Here is a 15,346-nt window from a genome sequence, read left to right on the forward strand (position 1 = left end):
AAGGTGGTATAATTTGTAACGGATGAACCAGTTTTGTTGGGAGGGAATAAACACCATAGCTAAAGATAAGGCTATTGTATGAGATTTATAAATCAACTATTTGAACGGCACGAAATAATTGACCAAATACATTGAATAGATGATAACCAGTTATAACAGCTATTTTTAGCGTTGATAAATGAAATTTAAGCTCTTTTAGGTATTTGAGCATTTAGCTTCAACCATTGGTCAATCGGTTTTTTATTGAGCAGCAATCCTGTATTCTTTTGCTGAATCAAAATCAAACCGCATGAAATATTTCCTGATCACCTTATTATTTACAGCTTTTCTGATTCCTGCATTCGGCCAGGTATCGGGGATATTAATTGATACAGCCAATCGTCCTGTTGCATTTGCTACAGTTAGTTTAATGAAAAGTAATATCCAGGTCAGTACCTTGTTAAGCGATGAAAAAGGAGCATTTCAATTGGATGGTGTTATATCCGGGAATTATCAATTAAAGGTATCTATGGTTGGCTATCAAACATGGCTCTCATCCATTATTGAAGTGAGCGCAATGCAGCGGAAAATTGACTTGGGACGTATCGTTTTAAAAGAAAATAAACAGCAATTGGGAGAAGTGGTGATCCGTGCAAACAAACCTGCAGTTGAACAACAGGCTGGCGGCCTTACGGTAAATGTTCAAAATAGCATTTTAACTAAAGGCAGCTCTGCTTTGCAAGTGTTGCAGCAATCGCCGGGAGTAGTGTTAAATCCTTCTAATAACACGATAGCTTTAAATGGAAAGCCGGGCGTAAATGTGATGATTGATGGCAAATTACTTCGTTTATCTCCTGATCAGTTAGTGAGCATGCTCAGTGGGATGAGTGCAGATAATATTGAAAAAATTGAACTGCTGAATACGCCACCCGCTAATTATGATGCTGAAGGCAATGCAGGTTTGATTAACATAGTTACCAAAAAAAATAAAAGAAAGGGAACAAACGGCTCTTTAACAGCTACGGCGGGATATGGTGTGGGCGAAAAAGCTTCGGCTGCTGTAAGTGTTAATCATAATAGCGGAAATATTAACTGGTATAGTAATTATTCGTATCAGCACGACCGGAGTTATGATAAGATATTTGCCGATGGTACTGAAAATGTAGGCGTTGTAGGAGGCCCTGTAACTTTTAATTATACGGGTTTAGGTAAACCACTCACCAATGATGAAAGTGCAAGCGGAGGTGTAGATATACATCTTAACCCGAAAACTACTGTTGGTGGTAACTTTTATTATTCATTTGGGCAATATGATCAAATAGATAATAATTACGGTTTTTATGCATTGAAGCCCGATTCGGTATTAGTGTTTAATTCTCATATTACAGGCATCAATCACGCAAATAACCTGATGAGTAGTTTGTACTGGGAAAGAACTATCAGTAAAACAGAAAAGATCAGGGCTGATGCAGATTACCTCGCATATCATACCAACATAACAAATAATGTACAAAGCAGCTTTCTCAATAATCAGGGAAAAACAGCAGGAGCGGGCGATAGTTTATATTCACCCTTACAAAGAAGCCTTGCAAATACTTTAATACAAGTTGGTGTTGCTAAAGTAGATTACTCCGGGCAGCTTAATGCCAAATGGAAAATAGAAAGCGGTATAAAAGGAACGTATACGCATACTTCAAGCAGTTCGGGCATTGAAAACCTGGTGGATGGGCAATGGATAGCCAACAGCGTTGGACTTGACGGGGATTTGGCTTATAACGAAACGATAGGTGCGGTTTATGCCATGTTAACAGCCCAGTTAGATACGGCAACCAACCTGGTAATTGGTGGCCGGTACGAGTATTCGCGAAATGTTACGGAGCCAGGTACAAGTGCCCTTTATGCTATTGACCGAAAGTTGGGCATGCTTTTTCCTGATATTGTTTTTTCAAAAAAGCTGAGTGCTGATGCCGGGTGGCAGCTATCCTATACCAGCCGCATCAGCAGGCCTTCTTATAATGATCTGGCTGCTTTTGTAACTTATAATGACCCGGTATCTGTTTTTACAGGTAACCCCATGTTATTACCAACGGTAAGTCATAATTTGAAGTTCGGTTTTAATAAATCGGGGTACTTATTCTCATTATTGGTAAGCAGGGATGATCATCCCATTCTGGAAACACAGATTACTACCGGCAGTACTCCGGGTTTGGTTTACCTGCGGCCTGAGAATGCCGACTGGCAAAACAGTATAACCTTACAAGCCACCATTCCGGTAAAAATAAGCGATTGGTGGAACATGAGTTATACCATTACCGGCGGCCCTAAACAATATAGGGTAAGTTATACACCGCAAGCATTTGAAAAAGCATATTTGAGCGGCACATTTAATTTTACGGAGACATTCAGTTTACCAAAACATTTCTCGGCAGAGCTTTCCGGATATTATAATTCACCATCGTATTATGGTAATTTCAGCTCAAATTCAAATAGTATGATTAATTTGGGTTTTAAAAAGGAGCTTGAAAATAATGGAGGAACCTTTCAATTATCTGTTTCAGACCTCCTTAATGATGCTAACTACCGTAGTAAACTAGGCGAGCTTACCAGGGATGCTTTTTCTTCCAGTGCAAGTGTAGGATATTTGGCTGAAACCAGTCGCGTTCCTGTATTTAAACTTACCTATTACCGGTCATTTGGATCTTCGGCCAGTAAGAAATCCAATAAAACAGGTGAGGGAACAGAAGAGGAACAACGGCGACTTGGGAATTAATATTCCAGAGTGCTAAATAAAATCACGAAAACTTTTTAGGTGATGCTTTGTTGAGTGCTATACTGATTATAGATAGCTATAATCAATTCATTTACAAATTTCACTACAATGAAGATTAAAGTAATTTTGCCCGTACTACTGCTTTTGGCAGTTGCATTTCAAAGCTGTGTAAGTAATAAAAAATATGCTGCACTGCAATCAGATTATAACAAATCAATTGATACTAACCGTAACCTGAAACAAAGCTGGCAGGTTACCCAGCAGGAGCTGGCGGTATCAAATAACCAGGTAAAAAGCCTTCAGGATCAAATTGCCCAGGCGCAAAACAATTCACTTGCTTTACAGGATGCGCTAAACAAATGTTTGGCCGGTAATAACCAGGGAAATGTAAATATCTCTAAACTGGTTGATGAGATCAATGCATCAAATAAATACATACAGCACCTGGTGAACCTGAAAAATACCAGCGATTCACTGAATATGGTATTAACCACCAACCTAACCCGTTCTTTAACTCCTGATGAGGTACAGGGTGTTGATGTTAAAGTATTGAAAGGGGTGGTTTACATATCACTTGCCGATAATATGCTATATAAATCAGGCAGCTATGCTATTTCTGACAAGGCAGGCGCCACGCTGGCTAAAATTGCCAAGATCATTAATGATTACTCAAGCTATGATGTGCTGATTGAAGGTAATACAGATAATGTACCTATCTCTCAAACCAATATCCGTAATAATTGGGATTTAAGTACTTTGAGAGCATCCTCAGTAGTACAGGCATTGCAAAATAATTATGGCGTTGATCCTAAGCGATTAACTGCCGGTGGCCGCGGAGAATATAACCCGATAGCTGATAACAGTACTGATGCCGGAAAATCTCAAAACAGGCGTACACAAATTATTATTACACCAAAATTGGATCAGTTTATGGCCCTTATTGGCAAAACACCGGAAACAACGACACCACCTGCCGCGGATCAGAAATAAAAAATAAAAAAGTGAATGGACGCTCTTCGGGAAACTGAGGGGCGTTTTTTATTAATAGATACTGGCAATATATTGGCTATTTAATATATTTACCACGATAATAAATCAAATAAACCAATTTGTAATAGCTTATAAATCTTTATTTAATATTAACAATAATTGAAATTATCCGTATGAAATATATCATACTGTTAATGATAGATCATTTTAGTTAATATATTGTCATTATTGGCCAATGGTTTGTTATATTTGGGTAAATGGCAAACAAAGCCAAATTTAGTATTTACTAAAAAACTGTTTTATGAAACATGGACTTTTGATTGATATGGACGGTGTAATTTATAGCGGTGAAAATTTGATACAAGGCGCCGATAAATTTATAGCCAGTCTGCTTAAAAATAATATACCTTTTACATTTATGACCAATAACAGCCAGCGTACGCGTTTGGAAGCGGTGAGGAAATTAAAAAGGCTTGGTATTAATGTTACCGAAGATCACGTATATACCAGTGCAATGGCAACCGGAAAGTTTTTGGGCGACCAGGGCCCCGGTAGTACTGCTTATGTTTTAGGCGAAGGTGGTTTATTGACCAGCTTGCACGAAAATGGTATTACCCTGGTTGATACAGATCCTGAATTTGTTGTTTTGGGTGAAGGTAGAAACTTTACGCTGGAAATGGTTCAACGGGCGGTTGATATGATTTTAGGCGGTGCCAAATTTATTACTACTAACAGGGACCCTTCGCCGAAGAAACCCGGATGGAATAACCTGGGGATTGCGGCAACTACTGCCATGATTGAAGAGGCCACCGGACGCAAAGCCTTTGTAACAGGGAAACCAAGCCCGGTAATGATGCGCTCGGCACGCAAATACCTTGGTCTGGAAACCGCAGAGACTACCGTTGTTGGAGATACAATGGAAACCGATATACAAGGTGGTGTGCAAATGGGCTATAAAACCATTTTAGTACTGTCGGGTATTGCCCGTAAGGAGGATTTAAGCCATTATGCTTTTAAACCTGATCTGGTGGTTAGTTCGGTGGAAGAGATTGCATTTCCGTTAAAGTGGTGGGAAAAGGTTAAGGCTGAGCCTGAGGTTATAGATTCAAAGGCTTAAGTTGAAATTATATTATTATGCTTAAAAAAGGTGAACATATTGAAGGCACACCAGCCGAATTGCAGATGTTGCTTGATAAAGATGCAGAAGCGAATAAATTTTTTGAAAGCTTATCAAAATCATACAAGCAAGGTTATTGCGATTGGGTAGGATCTGCCAAACAAGAAGAAACCCGTAAGGTTAGGGCCGATAAAGCGCTGATAATGCTGCAGAATAAGCAAAAGACGCTAAAAACGTAATTAGTTTTTTATTATAGGGTAAAGCGTTCCATTTCTTATAATGGAATGCTTTACCCTATTTAGTTAAACCTCAGATCTCACGATTGCGGAACTAAATTCTTTCCGCAAATCATATAAATCATTCACTTCTCAAACTCTTCACCGGGTTAGTCAATGCAGCTTTTATGGCCTGGAAACTGATGGTTAACAGGGTGATGATGATAGCTACAATGCCCGAAGCAATGAACACCCATATGCCGATGCTGACGCGGTATGTGTACTTTTGGAGCCAATTATGCAGGTAATAGAATGCCACCGGTGAGGCAATAACGCAGCTGATGATAACCAGCACTATAAAATCGCCCGAGAGCAGCAGCCAAACCTGCGCTATTGAAGCGCCAAGCACCTTGCGGATACCAATCTCCTTGGTTCGCTGCTCGGCAACGTAAGCGGCCAGCCCGAACAGCCCAAGGCAGGATATAAATATGGCCAGACCCGCGAATACGCCCGCAAGCTTGCCCACCAGCACCTCCAGGTTAAACTTATGCTCGTACTCATCGTTCACGAACTTGTATTGATAGGGGTAAGCAGGGTTATACTTTTCAAACACCTTGCCGATCTTATCTATCGCAGTATGCATATTAACGTTTTTCGCCAGCCGGTACGTCACTACAAACCCAAAGGGGTTATGCCCGAATACAGCAGGCTCCACCGGGCTATAAGGAGAATCCATCAACGCGTCTTTTACAACGCCGATAATCCTTACCGGTTTTGTGTTTAAATTGATGGTTATCAGCTGATTAACCGGGTTTCTCAACCCTATACGCTTAACCATCGCTTCATTTACTATCACATTCAGCGTGTCGCTTTTCCAGTCGCCCGTGAAATTGTGCCCAGCGGTAAAGGTCATCCCCAAAGTCTTAAAATAGTCCTCAGATATCCATATCGCGCCGATGTTCACATTTTCGTCACCTGCAATTTTGCCCGGCCATTTCTCCAGAGAAAAATGACTGTACACCTGCGTAGCCGGGGAGGTTGATGAGGCCACGCTCTCCACTAGTCCTGAAGATAGTAGGTCGTTTTTCAAGGCTTCATATTGTTGGGAAAGATCGCTATTCATGTCGGTCATCACCAGTCTGTCTGCGCTGTAACCAGTCGGCCGGTTTTTTACGTATTGAATCTGCTGGTAAACGATAACGGTACTGATGATCAATGCAATGGAACAGGTAAACTGCACCACTACCAGTACCTTTCTTGGTATTGATGCCCAGCGCCCCATCTGAATGCTTCCCTTCAGCACCTTAACCGCATTGAAAGATGACAGGTAAAATGCAGGCCGACTGCCTGCTATTAAACCGGTAAACAGCACAAACACGATCATGATACCCCAGAAGCCGATATTGTTATATGGAATTTGGACATAGGCACCCGTCAGTGTATTGAATGCAGGCAAAGCTAGCATCACCAGCAGCAAGCTCAGCAGAAACGATATAAAAGTTATCAGTATGGATTCCATCAAAAACTGGAAAACCAAATCCATCCGCGCCGAGCCGATGGCCTTGCGCACGCCAACTTCCCTCGCCCGCTTCTCAGACCTGGCCGTTGAAAGATTCATGAAATTGATACAGGCGATGGCCAGTACCAGCATACCAATGATGCTAAACAGACGTACATACTCCACAAAGCCACCAGCCGGTTTACCGTTCTTGAAATCAGTGATCAGATGCCAGTCTTTTAAAGGATGCAGGATCACCTCTGGTTTTGAAGGTCGCATCTCGGGGCTTCTTTTGTTGACGATATCCCTGATCTTCGGTTCGAGCTGCTTGTAGGTTACCCCCGGCTCCAGTGCTACGTACGCTGAAAATGAATTGTAGGTCCACTTGGTGCGGCCTTCTTTGATCCAGCCCTGGGTGGCTTCGGTGTAAGCAAAAGGTACAAGGTAGTTGAATTGCAGCGTGGCATTTGTCGGAATATCCCTGATAACGCCTGTTACTGTCATGTTCTGCGCATTATCAAAGCGGATGGATTTCCCCATCGGATCAGCATCTCCAAACAATGCTTTGGCAGTCGATTCGGTTATGACTATCGAATAAATATCCTTTAGGGCTGAATTACCGTTGCCTTTAACAAACGGATATTGAAATATCTTAAAGAAATCCGCACCGACTGATCCTCCGCCCAGGTATAGCTTTTTATCGCCTACCAACAAGCCGTGGTTCGCTTTACCTACGGCATCAGCTTCAGCCACATATTTTATCCCCGGTATTTCTTTGCGCAGAACATCGGTCAGTGGTAGGGCAATGGATGTCTGGGTACTTGTGCCGTTGTGCTGGCTGGTAAGGTTCATCTCCACCTGGTACAATTGCTGGTAACCGGGCAGGAAGCGGTCATAAGAATATTGGTTAACTACCCACAGCCCTATGAGCAGCGCCACCGCCATACCGGCGGCCAGGCCTGCAATATTCAGGGCGCTGTAAACTTTGTTGTGCAGCGTGTTGCGCCACGCCATCTTCAAATAATTACGAAACATATAATTGCGATTTAATTGTTCATAAGACCATACGGGTATGGCTTTGTGACTCGAAATTATCGCTTCGGAACGGAAATCAGGTTCCAAATCATGATTTGGTCGCTCTTTTTTAAGTCCGCCCTTATATTGAGCAGGGCTTTTCCCTGTAACTTGTTTAAAGGCGCGGTTAAAAGTAGTTTTTGAGTTAAATCCGCAATCGTACGCAATACCCAAAAGTGTTATCCGGTCATATACAGGGTCCTTCATTTTCCGGGTAATGTCCTGTATCCGGAATTCATTAACAAAGTCGTTGAAGTTTTTTCGCAGGCCGGTATTGATGATCCTCGACAATTCATGGATAGAGATACCAAGCTCTTTGGCCAACGAATTAAGGCTCAGATCCTCATTGAGGTAAAACCTGTTCGCCTTCATTTGGTGCCGCAGCCAGTATCCTCTTTGTATCAATTTATCTTTTGACGATGGGCTTAGGCGCAAAAAACTTTTCCCGGCTGTTTTATAAAGATTTTGCCGGGCAGGGTTTTTAACCAGCTGTGCACAGCGATATAAATAAGCGGCAACAGAGATAAAGGCCAGCAATTGCAATACCGGCTGCCATTGTTTATAGGCCAAGGTATTGTACGTAGCAGTGCTGGTATGTACGCTCTGTACGACAGTTAGCACATGCAGACCCAGTTCCAGCAAAACCGGGCTGAAATGTAGCAAATCCTTGCGGGTGAATTTTTGCTCCGGCCGTACTATGCTATGCACATAAAAAAATAACAGCGGACCGAGTGAAAGCAGGAACTGTAATGGCATCCAACTCCATAGCGGAAAATAGTTTCCTAACCGGATACTTATACAAACAGTCTTGGTCAACCACAATGTCATAACGGCCAGGGTAAGGCTAAGCAAGCGGTTTGAATCCCCGGAGGCCTTTTTGAGCCACAGCTGTATGCTGAATGTCAGCCCAACGAGTATCGATGCGAATAACGCAATGTCATATAGGCCGATATGGAATGAATATTGTTTCAAGTAAGTTAATTAGCTCAATCGCTGTTCCAGGATTTTAATGTATTGATATATAGTAATATAGGTGTATTGTTGTTTATGTATGTTGTAACAAATCCGGACGTTGATATGTCCGGTTTTGGAGCATTTAGTAGTGGAACTTGAAACAAAAAGCGCCATGCAAACTGTTTTACATGGCGCTTTTTGTTATTTAATGATCTTGTTTATTTAACAGCATTTAAAGTTGCAGTCGTTTTTCCGCAGGTTGCCATTTCTTTGTCATTATAGTATGGGTTTTTAATGGTTGGTGATTCACTTAACCAATATGCTTTTTTCATTGGGCAATATTGTTCATAAAGGGGTGAGGTGTTCACCTTAAGTCCTTTTAAAACTTCGTACAGGTTTTTTGAAAGGCTTTCAAAATGCTCACGCTGATGATCAACCTTAGCAACTTCACTGATGTGGCGGCTGTCGAATTTTAATTTATCTAGATAGCTGTTTAGTAGTTTTTGCTGATCGGCATTTAGGCCCTTGCCCGGATCTGTTGATAGTGCGTCCAAGAGTTCTTTACCTTTTGCCTGTGCCAATGTGCCATTGCCGGCAGCTAATGCATTTTTAATGCCCAAATAGGCGCTGGTTATTTTATCGATATTATTTGCCGGAGGTGCTGCTTTTACCAATGAGATGGAAAATGCTAATACCAGCATTAAGGAGATCAATTTAAGCGTTTTCATGATTTTAGATTTTTAATTATTTATAAAATTATTACATTTTTTATTAATGGTAGATACAAATGGATGTTTATTCTTCATCTGCCTGTGATTTACAGGTTAGTATAGAATAGTTAAACCGGCGCCCAGACCCATATCACTGTCGTAATGACCGGATATGGAAAAGTATTTGGTTATAATATACCTTAAGCCGGCATTGTATTCTTTATCGGTGTTTCCCATCAGACTAAACCTTAACCGGCTGGTTACAGGGATATCGTCTCGGCCCAGTTGTAAACGAAGCTTGCCATTACCATCAATGCGGGCATCTGCAACAAATAGCAGTGGCAGGGCATAAGCCAGGCCAGCAACAACTGTATGCCGGTTGTTTTGATTGCTGATTTGTCCAAAAAGATTCTTTTCTGGTCCGTTTACTTTTCGGTATTGATAATCAAACCCGGCATAAGCGTAAAGCCATTGCATTTGCCCCAGGTAGCGGCCAACTATGGTTTCGCTTTCGTATCCTTTTTCGTCAGTTGTGCCCAGTTTCCATAGGGTTTGTATCTTCCAGCGGGTATTCACTAAGCTGATATTACCATCGCTGCCATTACTTTCCAGGCCGATTTTTGCCGTCGGAAAAAAGCGCTGGTCATCAGCATAAACTTTTTTAATCGCTTTGGTAGAATCTGGAATCTCTGGATTTTTCGGTGAATTTTCATAACTGAAAATCCTACCCATGCCACTCATCATATGATAAAGGATATGGCAATGGAAAAACCAATCGCCACTGGCTGTTGCTGCAAACTCAATGGTGTCGGTTTCCATCGGCATAATATCCAGTGTATTTTTTAAGGGAGCATATTCACCTTGCCCATTCAATACCCTAAAATAATGGCCATGCAGGTGCATAGGATGCCGCATCATGGTGTTGTTGTAGAGGATGATCCTTACGTTTTCGCCCTTTTTAATCAAAATCTTGTCCGATTCTGAAACCGTTTTGTTGTTGATGGTCCATACATAGCGGTTCATGTTACCAGTTAAATTAAACGTGAACACTTTAACCGGCCCAGGAGGCAAGGTGGTAGGATGGGGCGCTTTCAACATTCCATAATTAAGGGTAACCAGATCACCGGAAGTAGTCATATCCGTTGCTCCCATGTCCATTCCACTCATGTACGTGGCCGCCATGCTATCCATTTTTTTTCCGACTGTGTCCATTGTCTTTTTCATTGAGGACGCGGTATCTTCTGTTATTTCGGGATACATCACACGGTTCATGTCCATTTTTTGGTTACTCATCTGCATGCCATCCATCTTTTGCCTGTTACCGCTCATCGTCATCATACCGTTCATCATCTTCATCCCCTCAAAATATTGGAGTTTAGGCAAGGGTTTAGCTTTTACTTTTGCGCCATCGCCCAACCAGAGGGAGGTGGAACCTGAACGATCCTCAGCGGTAGCTAAAAATTCAAAACTGCCATCCTTTGGAACGGTAACTTCAACATCATAGGTTTCGGCAACTGCTATAATCATACGGTCAACTTTTACAGGTTCTACTGCCTGACCATCACTAGCCACTACGGTGATTTTACCGCCTGCATAATTGAGCCAGAAATAGGCTGATGAACTGCCATTGATAACATGCAACGTTACTTTATCGCCGGCTTTAAACTGTGATGCCTGTTGCTGCGGACTACCATTACTCAAAAAACGATCGTAATAAACATCACTCACATCCATAGCTATCATGCGCTTCCATTCATTGGTCAACTTGGTGCCCAAATAACCTTTACTTATGGCTTCGGCATAGTTTTGCGTGCTGCCTTTTTTTATGGCATACCAATCTGTTTGGTTATGTAGCGAACGTTCTACCTGTTCGGGATTTTCATCTGTCCAGTCACTGAGTAGCAGGGTATATTCTTTTTGGGCGATTTGCTGTTTGGGGTGAATAATAAAGGCCCCGTATATACCACTTTGCTGCTGAGTCATGGTGTGTGAATGGTACCATAAAGTACCATGTTGCACCAGCGGAAACTTGTAAAAATGTGTTTCGCCCGGCTTTATGGGCGCTGTGGTTAGATATGAGACCCCATCATAACGGTTGGGCAGGATAACCCCGTGCCAGTGGATGGAAGTTTCCATCATCATTTCGTTATGAATATAGATTTCGGCGGTATCGCCTTCTGTAAACTCCAATGCTGGCGCCGGAATAGAACCGTTGATGGCCATTGCCGGTCTTTTTTTGCCGGTATAGTTTACAATAGTATCGCCAATGTATAAATGATAAATTTCCCGGTTGCCAATTTTGGTATAAAAAGGCAAATGCTGTTCCTTCTGGCTTTTTTCCATGTTCATAGGCATGTGTTGTGGAAAAGCAGCCCCCGCAATAAGCAAGCCCCAAAGTATTAATACTGTAGTTTTCATTACTGAAATACATTTTGGCCTATAGCCATTAAGTAATTATTTTTTGATTATTTGAGCTGAATTTATTAGAAGGATTAAAAATAATCCATAATTCAGCTATTGATCGGTTACTTAAGGAGAGATCAGATCAGAAGGGAGCGAAACAGAATAGATATGGAGCGGCCAGATTTCCATGGCGGTGCTTTACCGCTTATTTGGGTATCTACGTTAGCAATTATGGCAACTGCCTGGTAATTAATTAAGTGCTGTGTTGGAGCAATTGAAGCCGGATGCTGCCCGAACTGAATGGTAAAATCAGGCTTTATGTTTTCCTTGATGACAAAGCTGCCATGTTTTTTGCAGCAGTCGCAAGGTTTATCGCTTTTGCAATGGTCGGTTTTATTGCCACTCATTTGCATGCTTGCTTTAGCCATTAGGCCTTCGGCAGAACAATGCATGGTACAAACAAACATACCCGTAGTAAGTAACAGGTAAAATGCTGTAAGACCAATAACTGCAATTCTTTTCATCCTTAACAAAAGTAACAATAAATTATCCTGATTACATATTGCCTTTTAAAACTGACATGCTAAAGACGAATGAAATGCTCTTTAATTATATTGTTAATAAAATGATAGCCTAAACTTTATAAATTCTGTTTAATTTTCGGCCGTTAAAACCAGTTAAACCCTTCCTGAAATGAAAGCTATTTGTGTGTTCTGCGGCGCCAATTTTAACGGCGACCCTGTATTGAAAAGTGCCATTGAAGAATTAGCCGAAATAATGGTTAATCGTGATATTATGTTGGTTTATGGCGGCGGCAAAGTAGGGGTGATGGGCTTAATAGCAGATGCCATTTTAAGCAGGGGCGGAAAGGCAATAGGTGTTATTCCGCAGTTTTTGATGGATAAGGAGGTTGGCCACACCGGTTTAACAGAATTACGAATAGTGGAAAATATGCACCAGCGCAAGCAACTAATGAATGATTTGAGCGATGGTATTATTATGTTGCCTGGCGGTTTCGGTACTTTGGAAGAGTTTTTTGAAGTGTTAACCTGGCTGCAGCTAGGCCTGCATAATCACCCGGTAGGGGTTTTAAATGTAAATGGGTTTTATGATTTATTGTTGCAGCAGATGGACCTGATGGTGGAGCAGAAATTTCTAAAACCCGCCAATCGTGAGTTGGTAATTACTTCTGCTGATGCCATTGAGCTGGTAAACCTAATGGAAAATTGCAATGTGGCACCCGATGAAGTCTGGTTCAGAGATAGGGATTTAACTTAGTTCTTTTTGGCTGGTATATCGATATAAAAAATAAAATCCTGTTGCTGATGCAGTACATAAACAAGCCAGCCCCCACCATAGCATCCGAAAACCACCATAGTTTATAACAAAGCCGCCAATAAGCGGCGCCAGTATTTGAGCAGCCGACCACGACATACTGTACAAAGCGGCATATTGCCCCCTGTTATTTTCGGACGTGCGGCTTATCCAAAATGCGTTCATAAAGGGCATGGAAAGCATTTCGGCAATGGTAATTACAATAACAATAGCTATGCCGGCAATTAGGCCGGGTGGCAGCCAATTGAGCATTACAAAATCAACGGCAGCAAGGGCTACACCCAGATAGATGTAAATAATGCCGTTTCTTTTGCCTTCCAGGTTATGGATGAGCACCATTTCTACTGCTACTATCATCAAGCCGTTTAACGCCATTAAAGAGCCTATGAGGCGTTCGTTAAAATGCCATTCTATTTTATAAAACACGGGCTCCATAATAAAAAACTGAAAAAAGCATATGGAAAACAGTGTGGTGAAAAGGATGAATAACAAATAAGTGCCATCACGGTAGGCTGATGCACTTTTAATGGCTTTGTTTACTTTTTTAATGCCGGTTAAAATATTGGCTCTCGGCATTAGCCTGAGCAACATTAATGCGGCGAATATATTAGTGGTGCCATCAACCCAAAATAGTAAATGATAATTAATAGCTGCTATAAAGCCACCCAAACCGGCACCAAATGCCCAGCCTAAATTAACAGCCAAACGGTTAAGGGAGTATGACCGGGTTTTGTTTTCGGGAGTGCTGTAATGTGCTATTGCCGTTGAATTGGCCGGTCGCACGGATTCGTTGCAAAAGCTTAATACAAATACACCTCCACAAAGTATATAAAAGCTATGCAAATAACCTACTATAATAAAAAACATACCACCGCTTAACAGTGCACCAACCTGCAGATCATAAAAGCCTATTTTGTCAGTAAGCTTACCGCCTATAAACGAGCCGCTTATAGCCCCTGCTCCAAAAAACGCCATTATAATACCTGCCTGTATTACCGTGAAATGTAGCTGTTGTATACAATAAATACTCATGTAGGGAACCACCATAGTTCCGCTGCGATTGATGAGCATTACGATGCTGAGGTACCAGCTGTTACGGGAAAGTCCGGTATATGCGTTTTTGTATAATTGGAAAAAGGAGGTGAGCATTAGGGGTAAAATTAGCTAAAATCATTTATTCCAGGCCTATTAAAGTACGCTTTAGAAGGCGCACTCATCGTTTTTTTACAACACTAGTCATATAGCTACAACTGATGGGTGGTTTATGACGTCTGAAAAATAATATTATATTTGAATCATAAAATACTAATAATCATGAGTATACCAACCTGCAATTTGCCCTGGACCGAATCTCCTTTTTTTGAACGGGAGCTTGCAGCAGCAAACCTATCACCTGAAGACAAAACGTTTGTTAAGTTTTATGCTGATAATGGCTATGTTATTTTTGATCCAAAAATCGATGACGAATCGATTGAGGCTATAAAGTCTGAATTGGCAGCAGCTCATGAAAAATACGCAGCAAAAAATAAGAAAATACACTTTTCACCACATCGTATTCAAGATGCCTGGTTATTTAATGAAAATGTAAAGAAGATAGTACTAGCCCCAACGGTGCTCGATAAATTAAAGTTGCTTTACAGGCGACGCCCAATCCCGTTTCAAACACTCAATTTTGACCGGGGAACTCAGCAATGCACACATTCTGACATGATTCATTTTAGCTCTATACCGGAGCGTTTTATGTGCGGAGTATGGGTGGCGTTGGAAGATGTTACTGATGAAAACGGGCCTTTACACTATTACCCTGGCAGCCATAAGCTTCCTTTTTACGAAATGTCTGACATGGGCGTAAAGGCTTCTGATAGTTTGAAGATGAAAAATGGTTACATGGATTATACGGACTATTACGAGAAATTTATACAGGATGTAGTTGATAGCCTTGGTCTCGAAAAAAAGAAATTACTGATAAAAAAAGGTCAGGCACTTATTTGGTCGGCTAATTTATTACATGGCGGCGATACCATCACCAGGGAAAACTCAACCCGGCACAGCCAGGTATCGCACTATTATTTTGAAGATTGTACCTACTACACGCCTTTGTTTACCGACATGTTGTTGAAAAAGATATTTCTGCGTAAAATAATTGATATATCAACAGGCGAACTGGTACCCAATAAATATTTTGGAGAAGAAGTAACGGGTTCAACTTTAAGCACCATAAAAGGCAAAGTGGCTAAGTTGATGCCCAAAAAGATGCTTAGCTTATATAAAGCATTCCGGGAAAGGTAACCGTAGAATAAA

The 15,346-nt window shown here is 41.4% G+C and carries 11 protein-coding genes; 6 read left to right on the forward strand and 5 right to left on the reverse strand.

Annotated features, from left to right (window positions below):
- The first annotated feature begins 289 nt into the window (after positions 1-289).
- From JN11_RS22010 to JN11_RS22025, 4 genes are all read left to right on the forward strand, one after another.
- Positions 290-2,749: a TonB-dependent receptor domain-containing protein gene (locus JN11_RS22010; protein WP_144916197.1), complete on the forward strand. Its 2,460-nt coding sequence runs from the start codon at positions 290-292 to the stop codon at positions 2,747-2,749.
- Positions 2,750-2,857: 108 nt separating this feature from the next.
- Positions 2,858-3,739, forward strand: coding sequence for an OmpA/MotB family protein (locus JN11_RS22015; RefSeq protein ID WP_144916199.1), 882 nt, complete (start codon positions 2,858-2,860; stop codon positions 3,737-3,739).
- A gap of 301 nt (positions 3,740-4,040) precedes the next feature.
- Positions 4,041-4,856 carry an HAD-IIA family hydrolase gene (locus JN11_RS22020; RefSeq protein WP_144916200.1) on the forward strand — a complete coding sequence of 272 codons (816 nt, stop codon included), beginning with the start codon at positions 4,041-4,043 and terminating at the stop codon, positions 4,854-4,856.
- A gap of 17 nt (positions 4,857-4,873) precedes the next feature.
- Positions 4,874-5,095 (forward strand): YdeI/OmpD-associated family protein, encoded by a 222-nt coding sequence (locus JN11_RS22025; RefSeq protein WP_144916202.1) that lies wholly within the window; start codon positions 4,874-4,876, stop codon positions 5,093-5,095.
- Between the two features lie 118 nt (positions 5,096-5,213).
- Here the strand turns inward: JN11_RS22025 and JN11_RS22030 are convergent, their stop codons facing one another.
- The 4 genes from JN11_RS22030 to JN11_RS22045 form a co-directional block, all read right to left on the reverse strand.
- Positions 5,214-8,615, reverse strand: a complete 3,402-nt coding sequence (locus JN11_RS22030; protein ID WP_144916203.1) for an ABC transporter permease — start codon at positions 8,613-8,615, stop codon at positions 5,214-5,216.
- A 200-nt stretch (positions 8,616-8,815) separates the two neighbouring features.
- Positions 8,816-9,325 (reverse strand): DUF3347 domain-containing protein, encoded by a 510-nt coding sequence (locus JN11_RS22035; RefSeq protein ID WP_144916205.1) that lies wholly within the window; start codon positions 9,323-9,325, stop codon positions 8,816-8,818.
- Positions 9,326-9,421: 96 nt separating this feature from the next.
- Positions 9,422-11,725, reverse strand: a complete 2,304-nt coding sequence (locus JN11_RS22040; RefSeq protein WP_246139076.1) for a multicopper oxidase domain-containing protein — start codon at positions 11,723-11,725, stop codon at positions 9,422-9,424.
- A 122-nt stretch (positions 11,726-11,847) separates the two neighbouring features.
- Positions 11,848-12,234, reverse strand: coding sequence for a hypothetical protein (locus JN11_RS22045; protein WP_144916206.1), 387 nt, complete (start codon positions 12,232-12,234; stop codon positions 11,848-11,850).
- A 169-nt stretch (positions 12,235-12,403) separates the two neighbouring features.
- Here JN11_RS22045 and JN11_RS22050 point away from each other — a divergent pair, with 169 nt between their 5' ends.
- Positions 12,404-12,988, forward strand: coding sequence for an LOG family protein (locus JN11_RS22050; protein ID WP_144916208.1), 585 nt, complete (start codon positions 12,404-12,406; stop codon positions 12,986-12,988).
- On the opposite strand, the gene JN11_RS22055 is transcribed toward JN11_RS22050, so the two are convergent.
- Complete coding sequence (locus JN11_RS22055; RefSeq protein ID WP_144916209.1) at positions 12,980-14,194, reverse strand: MFS transporter; 1,215 nt, start codon at positions 14,192-14,194, stop codon at positions 12,980-12,982. The genes JN11_RS22050 and JN11_RS22055 overlap by 9 nt on opposite strands.
- A 165-nt stretch (positions 14,195-14,359) precedes the next feature.
- On the opposite strand from JN11_RS22055, the gene JN11_RS22060 reads away from it, so the two are divergent.
- On the forward strand, positions 14,360-15,334 hold the full coding sequence (locus JN11_RS22060; RefSeq protein WP_144916211.1) for a phytanoyl-CoA dioxygenase family protein: 975 nt from the start codon (positions 14,360-14,362) through the stop codon (positions 15,332-15,334).
- Positions 15,335-15,346 lie beyond the last annotated feature (12 nt).

This window comes from Mucilaginibacter frigoritolerans (genome assembly GCF_007830615.1).
GTDB classification, from domain to species: domain Bacteria; phylum Bacteroidota; class Bacteroidia; order Sphingobacteriales; family Sphingobacteriaceae; genus Mucilaginibacter; species Mucilaginibacter frigoritolerans.